At 64.1% G+C, this 22,409-nt stretch carries 19 protein-coding genes and 1 pseudogene; 11 read left to right on the top strand and 9 right to left on the bottom strand.

The window, feature by feature from the left end; translation table 11 throughout:
* Positions 1–15 precede the first annotated feature (15 nt).
* The 4 genes from C7W88_RS13655 to rph are packed head-to-tail and all read right to left on the bottom strand — an operon-like array spanning position 16 to position 3,457.
* Entirely contained in the window at positions 16–909 is an 894-nt protein-coding gene (locus tag C7W88_RS13655) for a tyrosine recombinase XerC (protein ID WP_118073950.1), read from the bottom strand.
* Positions 906–2,057: a radical SAM family heme chaperone HemW gene (hemW, locus tag C7W88_RS13650; protein ID WP_118073949.1), complete on the bottom strand. Its 1,152-nt coding sequence runs from the start codon at positions 2,055–2,057 to the stop codon at positions 906–908. Before hemW ends, C7W88_RS13655 begins: the two co-directional genes overlap by 4 nt.
* A 9-nt stretch (positions 2,058–2,066) precedes the next feature.
* Entirely contained in the window at positions 2,067–2,741 is a 675-nt protein-coding gene (gene rdgB, locus C7W88_RS13645) for an RdgB/HAM1 family non-canonical purine NTP pyrophosphatase (protein ID WP_118073948.1), read from the bottom strand.
* The gene (gene rph / locus C7W88_RS13640; RefSeq protein WP_084276843.1) at positions 2,741–3,457 is read right to left on the bottom strand and encodes a ribonuclease PH; all 717 of its coding nucleotides are present in this window, start codon (positions 3,455–3,457) and stop codon (positions 2,741–2,743) included. Before rph ends, rdgB begins: the two co-directional genes overlap by 1 nt.
* A 77-nt stretch (positions 3,458–3,534) precedes the next feature.
* Between rph and hrcA the strand changes: the two genes are divergently transcribed.
* Together hrcA and grpE are read left to right on the top strand one after the other, a co-directional pair.
* Positions 3,535–4,599, top strand: a complete 1,065-nt coding sequence (gene hrcA / locus C7W88_RS13635; protein WP_118073947.1) for a heat-inducible transcriptional repressor HrcA — start codon at positions 3,535–3,537, stop codon at positions 4,597–4,599.
* On the top strand, positions 4,596–5,156 hold the full coding sequence (gene grpE / locus C7W88_RS13630; protein ID WP_118073946.1) for a nucleotide exchange factor GrpE: 561 nt from the start codon (positions 4,596–4,598) through the stop codon (positions 5,154–5,156). The genes hrcA and grpE overlap by 4 nt, the downstream gene beginning before the upstream one ends.
* A 142-nt stretch (positions 5,157–5,298) precedes the next feature.
* On the opposite strand, the gene C7W88_RS13625 is transcribed toward grpE, so the two are convergent.
* Positions 5,299–5,976: a cysteine hydrolase family protein gene (locus tag C7W88_RS13625; protein ID WP_118073945.1), complete on the bottom strand. Its 678-nt coding sequence runs from the start codon at positions 5,974–5,976 to the stop codon at positions 5,299–5,301.
* 165 nt (positions 5,977–6,141) lie between these two features.
* Here C7W88_RS13625 and C7W88_RS13620 point away from each other — a divergent pair, with 165 nt between their 5' ends.
* Positions 6,142–6,402 carry a YMGG-like glycine zipper-containing protein gene (locus C7W88_RS13620; RefSeq protein ID WP_039331092.1) on the top strand — a complete coding sequence of 87 codons (261 nt, stop codon included), beginning with the start codon at positions 6,142–6,144 and terminating at the stop codon, positions 6,400–6,402.
* Here C7W88_RS13620 and C7W88_RS13615 read toward each other — a convergent pair.
* Positions 6,372–6,896, bottom strand: a complete 525-nt coding sequence (locus C7W88_RS13615; RefSeq protein ID WP_118073944.1) for a vgr related protein — start codon at positions 6,894–6,896, stop codon at positions 6,372–6,374. The two genes, C7W88_RS13620 and C7W88_RS13615, sit on opposite strands and share 31 nt — an antisense overlap.
* A complete protein-coding gene (locus tag C7W88_RS13610; protein ID WP_118073943.1) occupies positions 6,893–7,459 on the bottom strand; it encodes a copper chaperone PCu(A)C in 567 nt (188 codons plus the stop codon). Before C7W88_RS13610 ends, C7W88_RS13615 begins: the two co-directional genes overlap by 4 nt.
* A 168-nt stretch (positions 7,460–7,627) precedes the next feature.
* Here C7W88_RS13610 and dnaK point away from each other — a divergent pair, with 168 nt between their 5' ends.
* The gene (gene dnaK, locus C7W88_RS13605) at positions 7,628–9,535 is read left to right on the top strand and encodes a molecular chaperone DnaK (RefSeq protein WP_118074776.1); all 1,908 of its coding nucleotides are present in this window, start codon (positions 7,628–7,630) and stop codon (positions 9,533–9,535) included.
* A gap of 70 nt (positions 9,536–9,605) precedes the next feature.
* Entirely contained in the window at positions 9,606–10,736 is a 1,131-nt protein-coding gene (gene dnaJ / locus C7W88_RS13600) for a molecular chaperone DnaJ (RefSeq protein ID WP_118073942.1), read from the top strand.
* 51 nt (positions 10,737–10,787) lie between these two features.
* Here dnaJ and C7W88_RS13595 read toward each other — a convergent pair.
* Positions 10,788–13,094 (bottom strand): annotated as a pseudogene (locus C7W88_RS13595) (patatin-like protein).
* Positions 13,095–13,220: 126 nt separating this feature from the next.
* Between C7W88_RS13595 and C7W88_RS13590 the strand changes: the two are divergent.
* From C7W88_RS13590 to C7W88_RS13565, 6 genes are all read left to right on the top strand, one after another.
* Positions 13,221–13,493, top strand: coding sequence for a hypothetical protein (locus tag C7W88_RS13590; RefSeq protein ID WP_118073941.1), 273 nt, complete (start codon positions 13,221–13,223; stop codon positions 13,491–13,493).
* A 201-nt stretch (positions 13,494–13,694) separates the two neighbouring features.
* Positions 13,695–15,080, top strand: coding sequence for a TIGR03013 family XrtA/PEP-CTERM system glycosyltransferase (locus C7W88_RS13585; protein ID WP_118073940.1), 1,386 nt, complete (start codon positions 13,695–13,697; stop codon positions 15,078–15,080).
* Positions 15,081–15,092: 12 nt separating this feature from the next.
* Positions 15,093–17,228, top strand: a complete 2,136-nt coding sequence (gene prsK / locus C7W88_RS13580) for an XrtA/PEP-CTERM system histidine kinase PrsK (protein WP_118073939.1) — start codon at positions 15,093–15,095, stop codon at positions 17,226–17,228.
* Entirely contained in the window at positions 17,228–18,604 is a 1,377-nt protein-coding gene (prsR, locus tag C7W88_RS13575; protein WP_118074775.1) for a PEP-CTERM-box response regulator transcription factor, read from the top strand. The genes prsK and prsR overlap by 1 nt, the downstream gene beginning before the upstream one ends.
* A 55-nt stretch (positions 18,605–18,659) precedes the next feature.
* On the top strand, positions 18,660–20,165 hold the full coding sequence (locus tag C7W88_RS13570; protein ID WP_205525187.1) for a tetratricopeptide repeat protein: 1,506 nt from the start codon (positions 18,660–18,662) through the stop codon (positions 20,163–20,165).
* Positions 20,166–20,237: 72 nt separating this feature from the next.
* Positions 20,238–21,305 carry a CaiB/BaiF CoA-transferase family protein gene (locus tag C7W88_RS13565; RefSeq protein ID WP_118073937.1) on the top strand — a complete coding sequence of 356 codons (1,068 nt, stop codon included), beginning with the start codon at positions 20,238–20,240 and terminating at the stop codon, positions 21,303–21,305.
* Positions 21,306–21,309: 4 nt separating this feature from the next.
* Here the strand turns inward: C7W88_RS13565 and C7W88_RS13560 are convergent, their stop codons facing one another.
* Complete coding sequence (locus C7W88_RS13560; RefSeq protein WP_118073936.1) at positions 21,310–22,377, bottom strand: DUF475 domain-containing protein; 1,068 nt, start codon at positions 22,375–22,377, stop codon at positions 21,310–21,312.
* Positions 22,378–22,409 lie beyond the last annotated feature (32 nt).

Raw genomic sequence — 22,409 nt, 5'->3', positions numbered from 1 at the left:
GCAAGACGTCGTCGTTCACGCCCTCGGATGGGCATTCCTGTAAACGTCCAGCAGCGTTGCTGCATCGACGCGGGTGTAGATCTGCGTTGACGACAGGCTCGCGTGGCCGAGCAGTTCCTGCAATGAGCGCAAGTCTGCCCCGGCGCTCAGCAGGTGCGTGGCGAAGGAGTGGCGCAGGGCATGCGGCGTCGCCGTGGCGGGCAAGCCGAGCGCGGTGCGCGCCCTCGCTACCGCACGTTGCACCATGCCTTGCGCCAGCGGTCCGCCCTTGGCGCCGCGAAACAGCGGTTCATCCTTGGCAAGCGGCCAAGGGCATTGCGCCACGTAGTCCGCAACACCCTCGCGCACGATCGGGAGCAGCGGTACGACCCGCTGGCGGCCACCCTTGCCGGTGATCACGACAGCTTCGCCCAGCGGCAAGGCCGACGCGGGCAGCGCCAGCGCTTCGGCTATGCGCATTCCCGCACCATAGAGCAGGAGCAGGACGGCGCGGTCGCGCGCGGCGATCCACGGTACGCTGGCGTCGTCGGCAACCATTTCGGCAAGATTGACGGCTTCATCCGGCGTTACTGGGCGCGGCAAGCCCTTCTTGACGCGCGGACCGCGCAATCGTGGGCGGCTGGTGTCAGCCTCGCCAGCCTGCTCGCGGGCAAAGGCGATGAAGGACTTGAGCGCCGAGAGCTCGCGCGCCGCCGAGACATTGCCGAGGCCATCGGCACGGCGCTCCGCCAGATGGTTGCGCAAGGTCGTGGCGTCGATGCGGGCGAGCGTGGTCCAGCTTTGGCCTTCCGGCAGGGCATGGAGCAGGCGTGCGACGGTTGCGCCATAGGCGCGCACGGTATGGGGTGAACGCCGCCGGCCCAAGGCCAGGTGGTTGTGCCACGCCTCAAGAAACTCGGCCGTGATCATGCGCTTAGCAGCGTGGCGGGCACCAGCTCTGCCAGCAGCGCTTCGAGCAGTGGCGCCCCCTGTTCGGTCACGCGCAGACGGTCGCCATCCTGCGCGAGATGGCCGATCCGCAGGTAGAAGTCGCGCTTGGCAGGGTCGATCAGGTCGGTTGCAGCCAAGCCGAACCGACCAGCGAGGGCGGCCGGGGCAATGCCCTCTGTCAGGCGCAGGCCCATAAGCACCGCTTCCATCGCCTGATCAGAGGGGATCAACTGGCGTTCCTCGGCAATGCCATGGCCATGCCCGCTTACCGCGCGGAGGAAGTTCTCGGGCTTCTTGTGCCGCACCGTCGCAGCGCCGAGCCTGCGGCCATGCGCGCCGGGGCCGATGCCGACATAGTCTTGATAGCGCCAGTAAGTGAGGTTGTGGCGGCTTTCCTCGCCCGGGCGAGCGTGGTTGCTGGTCTCGTAGGCGGGAAGACCGGCGGCTGCCGTGATGTCACGGGTGAGGATGAACAGGTCTGCGGCCTGATCGTCGTCGAGCGGAGTCAATTTCCCTTCGCGCACCAGCGTGGCGAAGCGGGTGCCGGGCTCGATGGTCAACTGGTAGAGGCTGAGGTGTCCGGTGCCGAAGCCCAGCGCGCGTCGAAGTTCAGCCTCCCATTGCTCTGGCGTCTGTTCCGGCCGCGCATAGATCAGGTCGAAACTGACGCGGCTGAAATGCGACTGCGCAAGGTCCAGTGCAGCAAGGCTCTCCGTGACTCCATGCAGCCTGCCGAGGAACTTAAGGGTCTTGTCGTCGAGCGCCTGCAGGCCGAGCGAAACACGGTTGATCCCGGCGCTTGCGAGCGCAGCAAAATTTGCCGCCTCGACCGAACTCGGGTTGGCCTCCAGCGTGATCTCGATTTCGGGCGCAAAGCCCCACAGTGCTTCGGCCTCGCGCAGCAGCGCTTCGACCAGCGCCGGCGGCATCAGCGAGGGCGTGCCCCCGCCGAAGAAGATCGAGGTCAGCTTCCGGCCCGAGGTCAACTGCGCTTCATGGCGCATGTCGGCCAGCAGCGCGGCTTCCCATGCAGACATGTCCGTCCGCTCGCGCACGTGGCTGTTGAAGTCGCAGTAGGGGCACTTTGCGAGGCAGAAAGGCCAGTGGATGTAGAGGGCTAGCGCCATGCGCCTGCCTTAGGCGGAAAACTGATCCGCCACCAGCTTGGCAAATGCATCGGCGCGGTGGCTGATGGCGTGCTTCTCTTCCGGGTCCAGTTCGGCGAAGGTGCGGGTATCGCCCACCGGCACGAACACCGGGTCATATCCGAAGCCCAGCGTGCCGCGCGGAGGCCACGTCAAAGTGCCGTGTGCGCGGCCTTCGTAGACGGCGTGGGAGCCATCGGGCCAGGCGATGGCGAGCACGCAGGCGAAGTGGCAACTCCGATCCAACTCTCGCGGACTCTCCCCGGACTCTACCGCAACTCTTGCGAACTCGGCCTCGACTCCGGCAAGCTTTCCCTCAACCTTGCCCATCGCCATGTACCAGTCGCGACCGGGTCCGCCCTCGAACCTGTCCGCCTCGGCCCAGTCCGCCGTATAGACCCCCGGCGCACCGCCAAGAGCATCGACGCACAAGCCGGAGTCGTCCGCAAGGGCGGGGATCTGCGAAGCCTCCGCCGCCGCCCGCGCCTTGATCAGCGCGTTCTCGATGAAGGTCGTCCCCGTCTCGGCAGGCTCCGGCAGGCCGAGCGCGCCGGCGGACAGGCACTCGATCCCGTAAGGAGCGAGAAGGGCCTGAATTTCCTTGAGCTTTCCGGCGTTGTGCGTGGCGATGACCAGCTTGCCGGTGCCGAGACGGGGCGAAGTCATCAGCCGCGAACCGCCTTTTCCTGCGCCGCGAAGATTTCGTTGCAGCCGATGCGGGCGAGGCGGAGAAGACGCAGGAGGCCTTCCTCGTCGTAGGTCGCGCCTTCGGCGGTGGCCTGTGCCTCGGCGATCTTGCCGCCTTCGATCAGGACGAAGTTCGCGTCCGCGTCGGCCGAGGAATCCTCGATGTAGTCAAGGTCGAGCACCGGCTGGCCGTTCACGATGCCGCAGGAGATCGCGGCGACCTTTTCGGTCAGCGGGTCTTCCTTGATCGCGCCGCTGTCCATAAGCTTCTGCACGGCGAGGCGCAGGGCGACCCATGCGCCCGAGATCGAGGCGGTGCGGGTGCCGCCATCGGCCTGGATAACGTCGCAGTCCAGAGTGATCTGGCGCTCGCCGAGCTTCTTGAGATCGGTGACGGCGCGCAAGCTGCGGCCGATCAGGCGCTGGATTTCCTGGGTGCGGCCTGACTGCTTGCCCTTGGCCGCTTCGCGGCTGCCGCGCGTGTGGGTGGCGCGGGGGAGCATCGAATATTCCGCCGTGACCCAGCCTTCGCCCTTGCCGCGCAGGAACGGCGGCACGCGCTCTTCCACTGAGGCGGTGACGAGCACCTTGGTATCGCCGAAACAGATCAGCACCGAACCTTCGGCATGCTTGGTGAAGGCGGTTTCAATGACGATGGGGCGCATTTCATCGGGCGCACGGCCGGAAGGTCGCATGGATTTTCCCTCAAAAGTTTGGTCAGCCTCTGGCGCATCGGGCTTGAGCCTGCAAGAGCGTGGATTAGATTGTCACCATGCACGGCCCAACGCTCTCCGATCTGACCGACCGCGCACGCGAGATTTTTCGTCTCGTGGTGGAAGGCTACATCGCCAGCGGGCAGCCGATGGGGTCGAAGGCGCTTGCCGGGCCTGGTGGCGTCAATCTGTCGCCCGCTTCGATCCGGTCGGTGCTGCAGGAGCTGCAGGACGCCGGATTGCTCGCCGCACCGCATACCAGCGCGGGACGGATGCCGACCGAGGTGGGGCTGCGGCTATTCGTCGACGGGATCATGCAGGTGGCCGAGCCGACTGTGGCCGAGCGCGCGCAGATCGAGCGCGGGCTGGCCCATGGCGGGACAATCGAGAATGCGCTGGCGGCGGCGAGTTCGGCATTGTCGGAGCTTTCGGCGGGGGCTGCGGTGGTAATGGTGCCCAAGCGCGAGCCGCGACTGGTGCAGATTTCATTCGTGCCCTTATCGCCGGTGCGCGCGCTGGCCGTGCTGGTCAGCGAGGATGGCGGGATCGAGAACCGGGTGATCGATCTGCCCGAGCCGGTTGGCGCCTCGGTGCTGGAGCAGGCGGGCAATTACCTGACGAGCCGCTTGCAGGGGCGCACTTTGGGCGAGGCGTCTGGCGTGGTGCGGGCGGAGATTGCGGGCGGGCGTTCCGCGCTCGATGCCGCAAGTGCCGATCTGGTGCAGCGCGGGCTGGTGGTGTGGACGCAAGATGCGGCGGCGCGGCCGGTCATGGTCGTGCGCGGGCAGGCGAACCTGCTCGACGAGGCAGCACTCAGCGATATCGAACGCGTGCGTCAGTTACTCGACGAGCTGGAGAGCGCCGAGGCGATTGCGCGGGTGCTCGATGCCGCGCGCGAGGCGCAGGCGACGCGCATCTTCATTGGCAGCGAGAACCGGCTGTTCTCGCTTTCGGGCTCTTCGGTGATAGCCTCGCCATGGCGCGACAGCGAGGGGCGGGTGGTCGGCGTGGTCGGTGTGATCGGGCCAACGCGGTTGAATTATGCGCGTGTCGTCCCCATGGTTGATTTCACCGCCCAGACGCTGGGCAGATTCATCGGACAAGACGGATTTTCGAGAAAATGAGCGATAACGAGACGCGCCCCACTGACGCTGAAGTCGAGGCGGAACTGAAGGGTGTGCCCGAGGACATGATCGACCAGACTTCCGCCAGCGATGAAGCAGCCAAGCTGCGCGAGGAGCTTGAGGCGGCCAAGCAGGACGTGCTCTATGCCAAGGCAGAGACGCAGAACGTCCGCCGCCGCATGGAGAAGGACGTGGCCGATGCCCGCGCCTATGCCGCGACCGGCTTTGCCCGCGATATCCTCTCGGTAGCCGACAACCTTGCGCGCGCTCTGGAATCGATCCCGGCGGACCTGCGCGAGGACGACAAGTTCAAGAACCTCGTCGCCGGCCTCGAAGCCACGGGGCGCGAGATCGAGAAGGTCTTCGGCAGCCACGGCATCACCCGCATCGCGGCGATGGGCCTGCCGCTCGACCCGCATCAGCACCAGGCGATGATCGAGATGCCCTCGGCCGATGCCGAGCCGGGCACAGTGATTTCGGAGTTGCAGGCCGGCTACATGATCAAGGACCGTCTGCTGCGTCCGGCGATGGTGGCGGTGGCGAAGAAGCCGGACTGATTTTGACGGTTCGGCGCTTTCGCGGGTAACGATGCGACGGCGATAGTTCATGGGCCCCGGCCTTCGCCGGGGCGACGAAGACCTATCGGGCAAATGATTGTCACCCCGGCGAAGGCCGGGGCCATTCGCGTGTGGACTGGTGCTACGCCTCCAGCAAATCGACGACCTCATCAGTCGAGTAAAGATCGGCAAACACGAACGCCATGTTGTGCAGGGTGGCGGCGTGTTCCTCGTCTGACAGGGCGGCGTTGGCATCTGCGATCATGATCACGCGGTAGTTGTGCTGCATCGCGTCGCGGGCGGTGCTTTCGCAGCAGCAGTTGGTGAGCGTGCCGGTGATCAGCACGATGTCGATGCCCTTTGCCTTCAGGGCTTCATTGAGCGTGCAGGTGCCGGGGGTGAAGCCGCTGAAGCGGTGCTTGTCGATTACGGTGTCTGCCTCGCTCACGTCGAGTGTCGGCCAGAGCTGCCAGCCGTGGTTGCCGGGCGTGAACGCCTCTTGGTGGCCTTGCGCACTGGCGCCCATGCGAACCATGAAGTTTGACCAGCTTGGGCCGCCATCGGGCGGGGTGGTGTAGCGCAGGAACACGTTGTGGCCGCCGCTGGTACGAACTGCGGTGCTGATGCGGTTGATGTTGTCGACGATGGTACGGGCCATCGGCACTTCCACCGGCGCGCCTTTCTCCATGAAACCGTTCTGCATGTCGACCACGATATGGGCGAGCCGGGTGGGATCGATATCGTGGAAGATATTGCCATCACCGCCGCGCGTGGCGGCGAAGCGGGCGAGGATGTCGCGATGATCTACGGCATGGGGCATGGCGGTCAGGTCTCCTGCTGCAGGCCATTCTGCCTGCTGTCCTCTTGACTGTCCTCAACAGGCTTTGAAGATTTCGGCAGGAGAAACGCTGGATCCAACGCTTCATCGCAAGGCGTGGAACGCGAAGATAACCGGCGCGTCGTCTCCGGGAAACGGAGATAGATTATGCGCAAGATCATCATTGCATCGCTTATCATGGGTTCGGCCGTCACGCTGGGCGGCTGCGCACGCAACTATGCGGGCGAGGGCGCTGCCGTTGGTGCCGCAGTTGGTGCGGGCATTGGCGCGGCGACCGGCGGCGACGTCGTGCAGGGTGCTGCCATCGGCGGTGCAGTTGGCGCGGTGGGCGGTTCGCAGATCAGGAAGCGTGACAACCGCTGCTATCAGGTCGACCGCTACGGTCGCGAATACGAAGTCCGCTGCTGAGCGGGCGGACTGAACGGAACCAGCGCTTCAAGTGCTTCAAGAGACGGGGCGGCCGGTGACGGTGCGCCCCGTTTTGCCATGAACCAGTGGCGGACAAGCTCGGCCTGCTGTTCGATACCGTAGCGCTCAAACGGGCGGCCGGGATCGTAGGTGTAGCTGTAGCGACAGAACGGGTGACGCATCAGCGGCAGCCACCAGCGGCCACGTGTCTGCGCTTGCCAGACATGAACCATCTCGTGAATGAACAGGCTTTGCGCGGGAAGCGAAGCCTGGGCGAAATCGTGTTCGTAATGCGGGCTGGCGGCAGCGAAGTGGAGGTGGCCCATCGGCGCCATGACCGTGCCTGTCGGCTGGAATGGAAACCAGCGGCGGCGGCGGATGCGTACCGGTGCTGTGTCTATGGCCGCACCAAAAACTTCGGCGACGAGGGCGCATTCGCCCGCCGTCAGCGCGCGCTCCCCACCGGGCGGGCAGGGAGCGCTTTCACTTCTCACATCTTGCTCATGTCATGACCGCTCATGTCATGGCCGGAATGATCCATGCCTTCCATCGCGTCATCGCCGTTCGCTCCGCCAAGCGCTTCGACCTTGGCGGGCACGCTGACCTTGTCGCCATTGTCGAGCGTGATGGTGAGTTCCGTGGTGGTGCCAACCTTGAGCGTGTCTGACACGTCGAACAGCATCACGTGCAGGCCGCCCGGTTTGAACGCGGCGCTCTTGCCCGCTTCGATTGCCACGTCCTTGACCTGCTGCATCGAGGAAATGTCATTTTTCGTAACGGTTTCGTGCATTTCGGCGCGCTGGGCGCCTTCGACATAAACCGAGACGATCTTGCGCGGGGCGCCGCTGCCCTGCGAAACGGTGAAGTAGGCCGCGCCCGGTGTACCCGGCACTGCGGGCAGGCGGACCATCGCGTCGGTCACGGTGACGCCGGGGGCGTTTTCCGGCCCGGCTGCGGCGCTGCTGCTGGCCTGAGCCGCCGGATCTTCCACCTTCTGGCCGCAGGCGCCAAGCGACAGGGCGAGGGCGGAAAGTCCAATGATTGCAAGCTTGCGCATGAAGGGCGACTCCTGTTGCCAATATGTGTCCCGAGGTAAGCGCGCGGGGGCCTTGTGCCAAGAAGAAGCGCACCTATATCGCGGACAATCGAGCCGCACATGGCGGTCTGCCCGGCAGGGGGATCGCTTTCCCACGCGGTGTCTTGAATGGAAGGAACTGGGGAACTCATGGCTAAAGTTATCGGCATCGACCTTGGCACGACCAACAGCTGCGTTGCTGTAATGGACGGGGGCACGCCCAAGGTCATTGAAAACTCGGAAGGTGCGCGCACCACGCCGTCGATCGTCGCTTTCACCAAGGATGGTGAGCGCCTGATCGGCCAGCCGGCCAAGCGCCAGGCTGTCACCAACCCGGACAACACGATTTTCGCGGTCAAGCGCCTGATCGGCCGCCGCTTTGACGATCCGCTGACCCAGAAGGACACGGAACTCGTCCCCTACACCATCACCAAGGGCAAGAACGGCGATGCCTGGGTTGCGGCCGGTGGCCAGGACTACAGCCCGTCGCAGATCTCGGCCTTCACGCTGCAGAAGATGAAGGAAACCGCCGAGGCCTATCTTGGCGAGACCGTGACGCAGGCAGTGATCACCGTCCCCGCTTACTTCAACGACGCGCAGCGCCAGGCGACCAAGGATGCCGGGCAGATCGCGGGCCTTGAAGTGCTGCGCATTATTAACGAGCCGACTGCGGCGGCGCTGGCCTATGGGCTCGACAAGCAGGACGGCAAGACGATCGCGGTCTATGACCTTGGCGGCGGCACCTTCGACATCTCGATCCTCGAGATCGGCGATGGCGTGTTCGAGGTGAAGTCGACCAACGGCGACACGTTCCTTGGCGGCGAGGACTTTGATACGGCGCTGGTGGAATTCCTGGCCGACAAGTTCAAGTCGAAGGAGAACATGGACCTGCGCGGCGACAAACTCGCCCTGCAGCGCCTCAAGGAAGCCGCGGAAAAGGCCAAGATCGAGCTGTCGTCTGCCCAGACGACCGAGATCAACCTGCCGTTCATCACCGCCCGCATGGAAGGTGGCAGCACCACCCCGCTCCATCTGGTGGAGACGATCACCCGCGCCGATCTGGAAAAGCTGGTTGCCGGCCTGATCCAGCGCACGCTCGACCCTTGCAAGAAGGCTCTGGCTGATGCCGGTCTTTCGGCCAAGGACATCGATGACGTGGTGCTCGTCGGCGGCATGACCCGCATGCCCAAGGTCCGCGAAGTGGTGAAGGACTTCTTCGGCAAGGACCCGCACACCGGCGTGAATCCGGACGAAGTTGTCGCCATGGGCGCGGCGATCCAGGCCGGCGTGCTGCAGGGCGACGTCAAGGACGTGCTGCTGCTCGACGTGACCCCGCTTTCGCTGGGCATCGAGACGCTGGGCGGCATCATGACCAAGATGATCGACCGCAACACCACGATCCCGACCAAGAAGAGCCAGGTCTATTCGACTGCCGAGGACAATCAGCAGGCGGTGACGATCCGGGTCTTCCAGGGCGAGCGTGAAATGGCGCAGGACAACAAGCTCCTCGGCCAGTTTGACCTCGTCGGCATTCCGCCCGCACGGCGCGGCGTGCCGCAGATCGAGGTGACGTTCGACATCGACGCCAACGGCATCGTGAACGTGAGCGCGAAGGACAAGGGCACCGGCAAGGAACAGCAGATCCGCATTCAGGCGTCTGGTGGTCTGTCGGATGCGGACATCGACCAGATGGTCCGTGATGCCGAGAAGTTCGCCGAAGAGGACAAGAAGCGTCGAGCCGAGGCGGAAGCCAAGAACAACGCCGAAAGCCTCATCCACGCGACCGAGCGCCAGCTTGAAGAGAACGGCGACAAGATCGACGCCTCGCTGAAGGCAGAGATCGAGGCTGCCATCGCCGAGGCCAAGACGGCTGTCGAAAGCGGCAACGCGGACGAGATGACCGCGAAGACGCAGGCGCTGACCGACAAGGCCATGAAGATGGGCCAGGCGATCTACGAGAAGGAGCAGGCTGCTGCGGCGTCTCCGGGTGCCGAGGCTCCGAAAGCCGATGACGACGTGGTCGACGCCGAGTTCTCGGAAGTCGACGACAACAAGTGATGTTGCGATGAAACCGGCCCGCCGCTTGCGTGAATGCGCTGGCGGCGGGTCTTCGCGTTAGGGAAGCGCAATGTCGGCGGAAATCGATTTCTACGAACTGCTCGAGGTTGAGCGGACTGCGGACGAGAAGGTCCTCAAGTCTGCATACCGCAAACTCGCCATGAAGTTCCATCCGGACAAGAATCCGGGCTGTGCCGAAAGCGAGGCCAAGTTCAAGCAGATCAACGAGGCTTATGCCTGCCTGTCCGACCCGCAGAAGCGGGCGGCCTATGACCGCTATGGCCATGCCGCGTTCCAGCAGGGCGGCGGCGGTGGCCAAGGTGGTTTCGGTGGCGGAGACTTCGGCGATATCGGCGATATCTTCGAGACGATCTTCGGCGGCGCGTTCGGTGGCGGTGGCCGTCAGCAGGCGCGGCGTGGCGCGGACTTGCGCTACGACATGGAAATCAGCCTCGAGGATGCATTCCACGGCAAGGAGACCGAGATCGCGGTCGAGGTTTCGCAGAAGTGCGAGCCTTGCAGCGGATCGGGCGCCACGCCGGGCACTTCGGCGCGACGCTGCAACCTTTGCGGCGGGCACGGCAAGGTGCGGGCGCAGCAGGGCTTCTTCATGGTCGAGCGGGCCTGCCCGAACTGCCATGGCCGCGGCGAAGTGATCGAAAGCCCGTGCAAGAATTGCCGCGGTGAAGGCCGCGTCGACGCCGAGCAGCGGCTTCAGGTCAACATTCCCGCAGGCGTCGACAACGGCACGCGTATCCGCCTTGCCGGCAAGGGCGAGGCAGGTCCCTTCGGAGCGCCTCCGGGCGACCTTTACCTGTTCCTCCACATCCAGCGCCACAAGGTGTTCGAGCGCGAGGGCACGACGCTGCTGACGCGCTGCCCGATCAGCTTCACGACTGCCGCGCTTGGTGGCGAGATCGAGATTCCGGGGCTGGACGGAAAAGTCCACGCCATCGAGATTCCGGCCGGCATCCAGTCGGGCAAGCAGTTGCGCAAGCGCGGCGGCGGCATGCCCGTGCTGCAGGGGCGCGGGATTGGCGATCTGGTGGTGGAAATCCACGTGGAGACGCCGACGAAGCTTTCTTCGCGCCAGAAGGAACTCCTGCGGGAGTTTCAGTCTACCGAGACCGGCGAGGAGTGCCCGCAGTCGAAGGGCTTTTTCGAGCGCATCAAGGATGCCTGGACGGATCTGACGGAGTAACCTTGCTGTACCCCCGCGCAGGCGGGGGTGCAGTTGGTTCATATCGCGGCTCTATTCGAAGGCTGCGACGACTTCGGCGCGCACCCGCTCGACCAGTCCCGGTTCGGCGACCAGTCGGCCCTGTTCCTCTTCCAGTATCGCCAGGAAGGCGTCGCGCTTGAAGGCGGCGATCACTTCGGCGGGGAGCGTTTCCTCTACCGTCGAGCAGATCAGGTCGATCATGCGTTCGGCGCCGTGGAGGCGGCCCAGAGATAGTCGTTCTCGCGATAGGCGCGGCTGAAGAACGCGCCGAAGTTGAAGAATTCGACCCCGCGCAGGCAGGCGAACGTGCCGCCCTTGCGGATGGACGTGGCATCATCGGGTGAAATGCGATCGACCTTGACCGGATCAAACTCTCCCATGCCTTCGCCCTGCAGCAGGGGAGGGTGGCGGTATCGTAGAACGGGAAGCCGAGATAGGCGTGGAGGAACCGGCGGCGTAGCGGCTTGCCCATCCTCTCAAGCGCCGTCACGAGCATCGAATCGACCTGCAGGTCCAGCCCGACGAGATCGCGCCGCGTGGCGATGGCGTTGAGCACCGCACCGGGATCGACCGTGGCAAGGGCTGCGGTTTCGGCAAAGCCGGGGCCGAGGCCCTCGAACGTCTCTCTACCCTGATAGAGCGCCTGGGCGCGGTAGACAGCATCACGTGCAGCTTCGCGGTCGGCAATGCTGACGCTTTCACCTTCCTCCCAATCGTGCGTCAGCCGGCGGGCCAGCAGCTTGAGGCGGCGGATGCGAAAAGAGAGATCGTGGGTGCGGAAGAAGACGATGGCCTTGTCGGTTGCTCCACCGCGCAGGGCCGAAAGCCGATCAAGCCCGGTACTGGCGAGATGGTCCCACAACGCAGCCTCGACCTTATCCAGCGAGGCGGCGGCAGGCGCCGCTTCGTGGATCAGCGCCGCAAGATCGATGACGATCCCAGCCAGCTTGGTCTGGGCATAGCCGTGGAAAGCGTAGCCAGCGCGTTCAGCGGCGGCTTGCTGTGCCTTGTTGCGCCAGGCGGTGAGCCGTCGCTGGTTGGGGTGATCGAAAAACAGGGTTCGCCCGAACAGACCTTCGACGGTCTCCTCGATCTCGGGGCGCAGGGCATCGACGATGGTGCGGAGGCGATGCCGCTGCCGTGATTGCCGTTCGAGCGATTCCAGATTGTCGCGGATCGGCTGTTCGCGCGGGATCGATGAGAGCGAGCCGAATATGGCTGAAAAGAAGCCGATCGTGCGTCCCCCTTGGGCGCAATGCGCATGTGATCGGGGCTGGGATCGACGTAGACGAAGCGGCGATCGACCTCACGCCGCGCGGGCCTGTCACGAAGGACGCCGATGGCTTGGGCGAAAGGGCGATTGACGAGCACGGCGCCGTCGACGAGCGCCACGCTGTTAAGGTCTCCGCGCTTCCAGTGGCTGGGCATGATCCGCTGGAGAAACTGCGTGCGCCCCGGCCAGGCGGAGCGGCGCTCGGCAACAAGCTGATCGATCTCGTCGATGACAAGGGGCGGGAACGCGCCGGGGAAACTGGCCGTCGATCGCGCCGCAAGGACCAGTTCGGGGCAGGGTGCAAGGTCCCTGTTGCCATGCCTGCTGGTCGATCGGCGGAAGCCTATCGAAAGGCGGTGCTCGCTTTCGACGACAATTTCCGGGCTGTTGAGGCGCAGTTCTTCAAGATGGCCGTTGAAGTCGGTCGCCGTGACCAGCAGGTCCATGGGGTGACCTTCGGGTAAAAGCGGATCGCCCATGGGGGTGGCTGCCATCGCGTCAAGCGCGTCGGCAATCATCCGCGAAAAGCCGATTCCGCTGAACGGCGGTGCGAACCAGCGCGCGCGGATCAGGCGCGAGACCTTGCGGCGCACTTCGGAGCGTGTCTCGGGCGCGACCGTACTGCTCACGACATTGCCCGGCCGCTTCAGCACGAACCAGACGAGAGGTTGCGCCCAGAACTTGGCGAACCGGCTCCACGGCTTTGCGTCGGGATCGAGCAGCACGTCGATATCGGCGCGTTCGAGCCACATGGCCGTGAGCGGTTCAAGGCTTTGTCCGGTGGCAATGGCCTGCGCCAGGAACACGCCGTTTATTCCGCCGGCACTGGCCCCGGAGACGATATCTGGCAGAAGACGCAGCCGCAGGTCACGGGTAAGCGCAATCTCTTCGAACAATCTCAGGTAAACCGCCTCGACACCGCCGGGGCTCGGTTCGTCCGGGCAGTGAAAGGCCCGGCTGGCGCGGGTGGCGTGCCAGAGCTCTTTGGTTACTCCATGCATGTACACGGCAAGGCTGATGCCGCCGTAGCAGATGAGGGCGAGACGCAGTTCCTTCTGCCGCATGGTGGCATTCTGGCACGGCAACGCGTTGCGAGCCAGAGGCTTTGGCGGGAAGGTGCAGGTGGATGAAAGGAACGTCATGTTTGCCTGCGCGTTGGACGGAAAAGTTTCATCAGAAGGGACGAAACCATGGTCGAGCAACGTACGGTCGAAGTGCGTGAACCTGACGGGTCCGCACACACGCACACGACAGTGTATGACGAACGCCCGCGCAGCGGTGGCAGTGGCTGGCTGATTGCCGTTATCCTTTTGATCGCTCTGGTCGTGGGCGGCTATTTCCTCATGCAGATGTCGGACAGCCGCGCGAGCCGCGACAACGCCATCGAGCGTGCCGCCGACAACGTGGGGAGCGCGGCCAAGGACATCGGAGACGCCGCAAAGGACGTTGCCGACGGCAAATAGATCGCCTCCGATAAGCCAAAAATGTAAACTCCGCCGACAGATCGATTTTGTGGGCGGAGTTTTTTCTATTTATATCAGATAGATGTGAAGTCCGGATTATGAGCTTGCCGGTGTCAGAGTAACCGACGCTTTACTCTTTGCGGTGTAAGATTGCCCCATAGGGCCATTCCGTGCCCACGTGGGGTGACGAGTGCCGGGCATATGATCCGCCTGTTCAAGCATTACATACCGCATTCGGTTCTGCTGCTGGGCCTGCTGGACTTTGTCCTGCTGATCGGCGCCGGCGAACTGGGCTGGCAGTTGCGCGCGCACCAGATCGGCATCGATCCGGGCATGGTGCCCATGCGGTTGACGCCCTTGCTGCTGTTTGCGGTGCTGGTGCAGACCGCGATGATCGCGGTCGGCGTCTACGGGTCCGACGCGCTGCGTTCGATGCGTTATGCCACGGCACGGCTGATGGTGGCGGTAAGCCTCGGGATCATAGCCCTTTCCGTCGTTTACTTCATGCTGCCGGGGCGCACGCTGTGGCGGTCCAACCTGTTCTACGCGATGTTCATTGCCATGGCGTTCCTGGTGCTCATCCGGCTGCTGCTGGGTGGTCTTCTTGGGACATCCGCATTTCGGCGGCGCGTGCTGGTGCTGGGCGCTGGCGCGCGAGCTGACCGCCTGCGCAAGCTGGGCGAGCGGCCCGAGGCAGGTTTTGCCATTGTCGGATACATCGGCATGAGCAGCGCCGCGCCGGCTGTCGAAGAGGCAATCCATCGCGACGCGATCAACAACCTCACGCGCTATGTGGAAAATCTGGGCGTGAGCGAAGTGGTGCTGGCGCTGGAAGAGCGCCGCAACGCGCTGCCGCTGAAGGATCTGCTGCGGATCAAGACCACTGGCGTACACGTCAACGACTTCTCGACGTTCATGGAACGCGAAACGGGGCGTGTGGATCTCGACACGGTCAATCCGAGCTGGCTGATCTTCTCGGACGGGTTTTCATCGGGTCGTGCCCTGTCAAGCGCCGCCAAGCGCATCTTCGACATTACCGCGAGCCTGCTGTTGCTGGTACTTACCCTGCCGGTGATCGTGCTGTTCGCCCTGCTGGTGAAGATCGACAGCAAGGGGCCGGCCTTCTTCCGCCAGCGCCGCGTCGGCCTGTATGGCGAGCCGTTCGATGTGATCAAACTGCGTTCGATGCGCACCGATGCCGAGGTGAACGGGGCGCAGTTCGCGCAGGAAAACGACCCGCGGGTGACCCGGATCGGGCGCTTCATCCGCAAGGTGCGGATCGATGAGCTGCCGCAGACATGGTCGGTGCTGAAAGGCGAGATGAGCTTCGTCGGCCCCCGTCCGGAGCGCCCCGAGTTCGTCTCGGACCTCGAGGAAAAGCTGCCGTATTATGCCGAGCGCCATATGGTGAAGCCCGGCATCACGGGCTGGGCGCAGATCAATTACCCTTATGGGGCATCGATCGAGGATTCGCGGCACAAGCTTGAGTACGACCTTTACTACGCCAAGAACTACACCCCTTTCCTGGACCTGCTGATCCTTCTCCAGACCCTGCGCGTCGTGCTCTGGCACGAGGGTGCACGGTAAGGGGGCGTCGGCATGCAGACTCCCCTGTCATGGTTGGGCTTCGGGCAATGGGCCTTTCTCATTGCCGCGTTCTGCTTCCTGATGCTGACGGGCTGGCGCTGGGAGCGTCGGCGTAACGCGCAGGAGGGCCCGGCCCGGGCCGAGCTTGGCGCATTCATCGTCAGTGGTGCCTGGGCACTCGTGGTCGCCGGGACTGGATACGCGACACTGGTTGCGCAGGTGTTCGAAAGTTTCCGCACTTTCGCCTGGCTCAGCCTCGCGTTCGTGCTGTTCACCCGCGACGGGCGCCATACGAGCGTTGCACCGATCAGGCCGGTCATGGCGGCGCTGATCTTCGTCGAGACGCTGCAGTTCATCCTGCTCATGATGAACGTGCGGTATGGTGGCAACGCTGCGGCCCAGGCGATGATCTTCCAGATCTCGATGCTGTTCCGGCTGCTGGTTGCCACGGGCGCGCTGGTGCTGGTGCATAACCTCTACGCCGGGGCCATGGCGCAACAGCGCGTTGCGCTGCGCTGGACCTGCATCGCGATGGCGACGGTCTGGGGGTACGACCTCAACCTCTATACGATCGCCTATCTCGCGCGGGCCTTGCCGGTCGAACTCGAGGCCATGCGCGGCGTGGCGCAGATCGGCGTTGCCCTGCTGCTTGCCATCGGTGCGGTGCGAGGGCGGTCGGCTCTACGGTTCTCACCGTCACGCGCCGTCGCTTTCCAGTCGCTTTCACTTCTGGTGATCGGTGCCTACATGATCGTGATGGTCGGTGCGGCGCAATCGCTGGCGTGGCTCGGCGGCGATGCCGGGCAGCTAGCGCAGCTGGGCTTCGTGTTCGTGACGAGCGTGCTGGTGCTGGCCATTCTCCCGGCCGGGCGCCTGCGTGGCTGGATGAAAGTCATGCTCGCCAAGCACTTCTTCCAGCACCGCTACGACTATCGCTCGGAGTGGCTGCGCTTCACCCGCACCATCGGCCGCGGCGGCACGCATGCGCCATCATTGCATGAGCGCGTGGTCCAGGCGGTCGCCGACATCACCGACAGCTCTGCCGGCCTGCTGCTGTGCCAGGGCGAGAACGGCGAGATGGTGCTATCTGCTCGCTGGCAATGGCCGACCGCCGATGTTCCAGCCGAAGCGCTGTCGATCGACCGGGTCGCCTTTTTCGAGAGGCGCGGCTTCATTGTCGATCTCGACGAACTGCGCGCCGGCGTGAACCATCAGGGCGAGGATGCCGCGGTACCGAAATGGCTGGTGGAAGAGCATTCCGCCTGGGCTCTGGTGCCTCTGCTGCACTTTGATCGTCTGGTCGGTCTGGTCGTGCTGGGGCGTCCGCAAGTGGCGCGAAAGCTCGATTGGGAGGATTTCGACCTGCTGCGCGTGGTGGGCATGCAGCTGGCAAGCTACCTTGCCGAGCATGCCGGCCAGTCGGCGCTGCTCGAAGCGAGCCGGTTCGAGGAATTCAACCGTCGCATGGCGTTTGTCATGCACGACATCAAGAACCTTGCCAGCCAGTTGAGCCTGCTTTCGCGCAATGCGGAGAAGCATGCGGAAAATCCGGCATTCCGGGCGGACATGCTGATCACGCTGCGCAATTCCGCCGACAAGCTCAACGCTTTGCTGGCGAGGCTTTCGCGTTATGGCGGCAATGCTGCAGAGCGCGTCGAGGACATTGATGCGAGCGACGTGATCCGCGCCGTGGCCAATCGCTATAACGCTCCCGGGCAGCTGCAGGTCCACGTGACGCACGATGCGCCCTGCCGCGTCTTTGCCAACCGTGAAGTGCTCGAACAAGTGGTTCTGCATCTGGTGCAGAACGCGATCGACGCCAGCGCCGAGGGCATGGCGGTTTTCCTGCAATGCAACGTGGATGGCCTCTACGGTACGATCGAAGTGATCGACACCGGTTGCGGAATGAGTGCCGAGTTTATCCGCAATCGCCTGTTCCGGCCGTTCGTGTCGACCAAGCAAGGCGGGTTCGGCATCGGTGCATACGAGGCGCGCGAAATGGTGCGGGCCATGCGCGGCAAGCTTGAGGTTGAAAGCCGCGAAGGGCTGGGCAGCCGCTTTACGGTGCGCCTGCCGCTGGCAGCCGCGCAAGGATTGATCAGTTCGATTGAGGGGGAAAGCACCCCCCATGGGAAAAAGGTGGCATGATGAGTGATGCAAAGTCCGGACAGCGGCCGGTGCTGCTGATCGTCGAGGACGATCCGGGTCTGCAGGCTCAGCTCAAGTGGGCCTATGAGGATTTCGACGTCGTGATTGCGGGCGACCGGGCCACGGCGCTGACGCTGCTGCGGTCGGAAGAGCCGGCTGTGGTGACGCTCGATCTCGGCCTCCCGCCCGATCCGGATGGCACGACCGAAGGGTTCGCCGTGCTTGACGAGATCATGGCGCTGCGTCCCCAGACCAAGGTCATCGTCGCCAGCGGACACGGGGCGCGGGAATCCGCCCTGAAGGCGATCGAGAAGGGCGCCTACGATTTCTACCAGAAGCCGGTGGACATCGACGCGCTGGGCCTGATCGTGCGACGCGCGCTGCATCTTTCCCAGATCGAAGCGGAAAACCGTGTCCTGGCAACGCGGGCCTCATCAGACAACAAGGTGCTCGGCCGCATGATCACGGCTGCGCCCGAGATGATCAAGGTGGCGCGCACGATCGAGCGCGTGGCCAACACCAATGTCTCGGTCATGCTGCTGGGTGCCAGCGGTACCGGCAAGGAGCTTCTGGCGCGCGGGCTGCACGATTGTTCAAGCCGGGCACAAGGCGCTTTCGTCGCGATCAATTGCGCGGCCATCCCCGAAAACCTGCTGGAAAGCGAATTGTTCGGGCACGAGAAGGGCGCGTTCACCGGCGCGGTCAAGACGACCGAGGGCAAGATCGAACTGGCGAGCGGTGGCACGCTGTTCCTCGACGAGGTTGGCGACATTCCGCTGCAACTGCAGGTGAAGCTGCTGCGCTTCCTGCAGGAGCGGACCATCGAGCGGATCGGCGGGCGGCGCTCGATCGAAGTCGACACGCGCATCGTCTGCGCAACGCACCAGAATCTCGAGGCCATGATTGCCGACGGCCGTTTCCGCGAGGACCTGTTCTATCGCCTTGCCGAAATCGTCGTGCGCATTCCGGGGCTGGCCGAGCGCCCGGGCGATGCAACGCTTCTCGCCAAGTCGTTCCTGCTGCGCTTTGCCAAGGAGATGAATCCTTCGGTCAAGGGCTTTGCCCCCGATGCGCTTGCCGCCATCGACGGATGGAACTGGCCGGGCAACGTGCGCGAGCTTGAGAACCGGGTGAAGCGTGCGGTCATCATGGCCGACGGGAAGCTAGTCTCTGCGGCCGACCTTGATCTGCCGACGGGCGAGACGCAGGAAGCTTCGCCCCTTAACCTCAAGACCGCGCGCGAAGTGACCGATCGCAAGGTCATTCGCCATGCCCTTGCGCGAAGCGAGGGCAACATATCCAGTACCGCGCGACTGCTCGGCATAAGCAGGCCCACGCTATATGACCTGCTCAAGCAGTACGATCTCCATAACTAGGTTCACCGCAGCCGCGTTGGTCGCACTGGTCCTTGGCGGACCGGTGCGCGGCGACGTGCCAGCGGACCTCCTCGCCAAGGCGCGCGATGCCATAGCAAAGCGCGATGGCATCGCCGCCGAGGCACCGCTGCGCGCGGCGATGCGGAAGGGCGCGTCTGCGGACGACGTGAGGGCGGAACTTGGCGAGGCACTGCTCCTGCAGGGTGACCGACGCGAGGCGCGCAAGGTGCTTTATGGCGGGGACTTCCGGGCTGACAGCGCTGCGCACGGCTGGCAACTGCGCGGGCGCATCGAGCTTATGGATGGCCGGCTAGCAGCGGCTGGGCAAGCGCTGGACCAATCCTATCGCCTGTCACCGGACAACGCTTCGCTGTGGGTGGACATTGCGCGGCTGCGCTTCAGCGGCGGCGAACAGGCCCAGGCGATCGAGGCTGCAGAGCGTGCGGTAAAGCTGGCTCCGCAAGATCCGCGCGCGCTCGAATTGCGAGGGTTGCTGGTACGCGAACAGTTTGGCCTGCAAGCAGCCCTGCCTTGGTTCGAGGCCGGGCTTCGTGCTGCGCCAAACGACGTCGGGCTGCTGGGCGAGTATGCCGCGACGCTGGGCGACATGGGCCAATACCGGGCGATGCTGGTCGTCTGTCGCAAGCTGGCCAAGGTCGATCCCGGCAATGTCCGCGCGCTCTATCTTCAGGCGGTGCTGGCGGCGCGGGCGGGGCAGACCGATCTGGCCCGCAAGATCCTGCTGCAGACCGGCACTACCTTGCGCGATATGCCGGCAGCAATGCTGCTCAATGGCATTCTCGAATATCGCGCCGGGAACGCCAACCTTGCCGTCGGCCATTTTGACCGGCTGCTGCGCGTGCAGCCCGATAACCTGCAGGCACGCATGCTGCTGGTACGGGCTCTGGAACGCCAGGCGCTTCATCTGCAGGCGAGCGAGATTGCGGCAGCCTGGGCGAGGCAGGACTTCGCTCCGCCTTACCTTCTGGCCCTTGCCGCGAATGCCGAGGCGGGACTTGGGGACAAGCTCGCCGCCGCGACACTTCGGCAAAGATCGACCGCAGCAGGCCAACGCTCTGCGCTGGTCATTTCTGCCGACCAGCCATTGCCGGTTCTGGCGTTGGCCTATGGCGATGCGCCGAACTTCGCTGCGAACGCCGTGCCCTATATCCGCGGACTGATCGCGAGCGGTAATGCTGGTCAGGCCGTGGTAGTGGCGGACCGTCTGCGGCTTGCCAATCCGGGCGCAGCGGAAGCGTGGCTGCTGGCGGGCGACACCCGGCTCATGGCGGGGGACCGCGTCGGAGCACTTGACCAGTATGGCCGAGCAGCGCTCATTCGCTTCAACCTGCCGACGCTGCAGAGAATAGACTACGCCTTGCGCGCACTGGGGAAGCCCGTGGAGGCAAACGGCGTTCTCGCCCGCTACCTGCGGCAGAACCCCGGCAGTCCTCAGGCATTGAAGCTGCTGTCTGCGGGACGCGCTGCATTGGGCGACACTGTCGGACAGGCGGCGATCGAAGGCTTCCTGCAGCAGCGAGCCTTGCGCAATCCGTCATGAACTCTGTTCTCGACAGAGGAGCGCCGTCGCCTTAATCGGAATTCAATCGAACGATTAAATGCGGAGAAGGACATGGCAGGGGCGCTCGAAGGGCTGACGGTACTTGAATTCGCAGGGATCGGCCCCGGGCCGTTCGCCTGCATGATGCTTGCCGACCATGGTGCGCGCGTCATCCGCATCGACCGACCGGCCAAAGGCGACCGGGTTGGTGACAGCGGCAACCGCGATATCCTCAACCGAAATCGCGAACGGATCGAGCTCGATCTCAAGGACCCTGCCGCGATCGCCCGGATCCGCGAACTGGTGAAGGACGCCGATGCGATTGTCGAAGGCTATCGCCCCGGCGTGATGGAGCGGCTCGGTCTGGGGCCGGACGTACTGCTCGCCGACAATCCCAGGCTCGTCTACGGGCGCATGACCGGGTGGGGGCAGGAGGGGCCGATGGCTCCGCTTGCCGGGCATGACATCAATTACATTGCACTGGCCGGTGCCCTTCACAGCTTTGGACAGGCGGGTGGAAAGCCACAATTCCCGGTCAACCTAGTCGGAGACTTCGGCGGGGGCGGGATGCTCATGGCATTTGGCGTGATGGCGGCGGTGTTCTCGGCGCAGCGGACCGGAAAGGGCCAGGTCGTTGACTGCGCAATGGTGGATGGTGCGGCAATCCTTTCGGCGATGACCTACACTTTCCTCGGCCTTGGCCGCTGGAAGGACGAGCGCGGCGTCAACCTTCTGGATGGCGGTGCGCACTTCTATGACACCTATGAAACCAGCGACGGCAAGTGGATTTCGATCGGTTCGATCGAGCCGCAGTTCTACGCGCTGCTCCTGGAAAAGACCGGTTTGAAGGATGATCCCGCCTTTGCTCCGCAGATGGACCCACGCGTCTGGCCGGACCTGAAGGCGCGGCTGACCACCTTGTTCCTGACCAAGACCCGCGACGAATGGTGCGCGATCATGGACGGCACCGACATCTGCTTTGCGCCGGTGCTGAGCCTGCGCGAGGCGCCAAGGCATCCTCACAACACGGCGCGTGAAACCTTCGTTGAAGACGATGGGATGATCATGCCGGCGCCCGCGCCGCGCTTCGTTGGCACGCCCGCGCCCAAGCCATCGCTGGCCGGGCGCGGCGAGAGCTGAGGTTTCAGTCTGCCCGGACGGCGGCGTCGATCTCGCTGTCCGGGTACTTGCGCTTGTGGCGGACCGACCACCAAAGCGACAGTCCGATCAGCGCAGCGCCGATCAGGCCTGTGACGGTTTCGGGGATGTGGAACTTTGCCGACAGCAGCATGATCGCGCCAAGCGCGATGATGGCCCAGAACGCGCCATGTTCAAGGTAGCGGTATTCCGAGAGCGTGCCCTTCTTTACCAGCATGATCGTCATCGAACGGACGAACATTGCGCCGATCGACAGGCCAAGGGCGATGATCACCATGTTGTTGGACAGGGCAAATGCGCCAATCACGCCGTCGAAGCTGAATGAAGCGTCAAGCACGTTGAGGTAGAGGAAGCCGCCAAGGCCCGAGCGCACCACCACGCCTGCAGCCTTCTGTGCCTCGTCGCGCATCTCCAGGATCGTCCCCAGCGCTTCGACGGCGATAAAGGTGACCAGACCAAGCACGCCCGAGACAATGAATGTCAGCGCTTCAGCATCCGACAGCAGCAACGATATGCCGTAGAGGCCAAGCAGCAGCACTGCGATTTCGGCTGCCTTGACGTTGGATACGACGGCCAGCTTTTCCTCGACCCAGCGGATCCAGTGAACTTCCTTTTCGCCGTCGAAGAAGAAGGACAGGCCCACCATTGCCAGGAACGCGCCGCCAAAGCCGGCGATGCCGACATGAGCGCTGCTGACGATCTCTTCGTAGCGCTTGGGATCGTTCAAGGAGAGGTTCAACGCCTCTACCGGCCCCAACCCCGCTGCAATCGCCACGATGGCCAGCGGAAAGACAATGCGCATGCCGAATACGGCAATGATCATGCCCCAGGTCAGGAAGCGCTTCTGCCAGATTTCGTCCATTTCCTCGAGCACGGCCGCATTGACCACCGCGTTGTCGAACGACAGCGAGATTTCGAGAATGGAAAGGACGAACACGATCCAGAGCAGTGACATGGTGCCACTGGCATTTCCGGTCTGCATCCAGCCGTAGGCAACGGCCAGTGCCAGGCAGACCAGCGTAAAAAGGATCGAACCCTTGTAGAAGCGGAGCAAGCGGAATTCCCTTGTTGGCGTGCCGTGCGTGT

The sequence above is a fragment of the Novosphingobium sp. THN1 genome (genome assembly GCF_003454795.1).
Taxonomy (GTDB): Bacteria; Pseudomonadota; Alphaproteobacteria; order Sphingomonadales; family Sphingomonadaceae; genus Novosphingobium.
Note: the sequence above shows the minus strand (reverse complement) of the source record. Positions and strands in the feature narration are given on the sequence as shown.

Coding starts and splice junctions, on each gene's coding strand:
- C7W88_RS13655 (WP_118073950.1), bottom strand. CDS start 909: ATGATCACGGCCGAGTTTCTTGAGGCGTGGCACAACCACCTGGCCTTG.
- hemW (WP_118073949.1), bottom strand. CDS start 2,057: ATGGCGCTAGCCCTCTACATCCACTGGCCTTTCTGCCTCGCAAAGTGC.
- rdgB (WP_118073948.1), bottom strand. CDS start 2,741: ATGACTTCGCCCCGTCTCGGCACCGGCAAGCTGGTCATCGCCACGCAC.
- rph (WP_084276843.1), bottom strand. CDS start 3,457: ATGCGACCTTCCGGCCGTGCGCCCGATGAAATGCGCCCCATCGTCATT.
- hrcA (WP_118073947.1), top strand. CDS start 3,535: ATGCACGGCCCAACGCTCTCCGATCTGACCGACCGCGCACGCGAGATT.
- grpE (WP_118073946.1), top strand. CDS start 4,596: ATGAGCGATAACGAGACGCGCCCCACTGACGCTGAAGTCGAGGCGGAA.
- C7W88_RS13625 (WP_118073945.1), bottom strand. CDS start 5,976: ATGCCCCATGCCGTAGATCATCGCGACATCCTCGCCCGCTTCGCCGCC.
- C7W88_RS13620 (WP_039331092.1), top strand. CDS start 6,142: ATGCGCAAGATCATCATTGCATCGCTTATCATGGGTTCGGCCGTCACG.
- C7W88_RS13610 (WP_118073943.1), bottom strand. CDS start 7,459: ATGCGCAAGCTTGCAATCATTGGACTTTCCGCCCTCGCCCTGTCGCTT.
- dnaK (WP_118074776.1), top strand. CDS start 7,628: ATGGCTAAAGTTATCGGCATCGACCTTGGCACGACCAACAGCTGCGTT.
- dnaJ (WP_118073942.1), top strand. CDS start 9,606: ATGTCGGCGGAAATCGATTTCTACGAACTGCTCGAGGTTGAGCGGACT.
- C7W88_RS13590 (WP_118073941.1), top strand. CDS start 13,221: ATGGTCGAGCAACGTACGGTCGAAGTGCGTGAACCTGACGGGTCCGCA.
- C7W88_RS13585 (WP_118073940.1), top strand. CDS start 13,695: ATGATCCGCCTGTTCAAGCATTACATACCGCATTCGGTTCTGCTGCTG.
- prsK (WP_118073939.1), top strand. CDS start 15,093: ATGCAGACTCCCCTGTCATGGTTGGGCTTCGGGCAATGGGCCTTTCTC.
- prsR (WP_118074775.1), top strand. CDS start 17,228: ATGAGTGATGCAAAGTCCGGACAGCGGCCGGTGCTGCTGATCGTCGAG.
- C7W88_RS13565 (WP_118073937.1), top strand. CDS start 20,238: ATGGCAGGGGCGCTCGAAGGGCTGACGGTACTTGAATTCGCAGGGATC.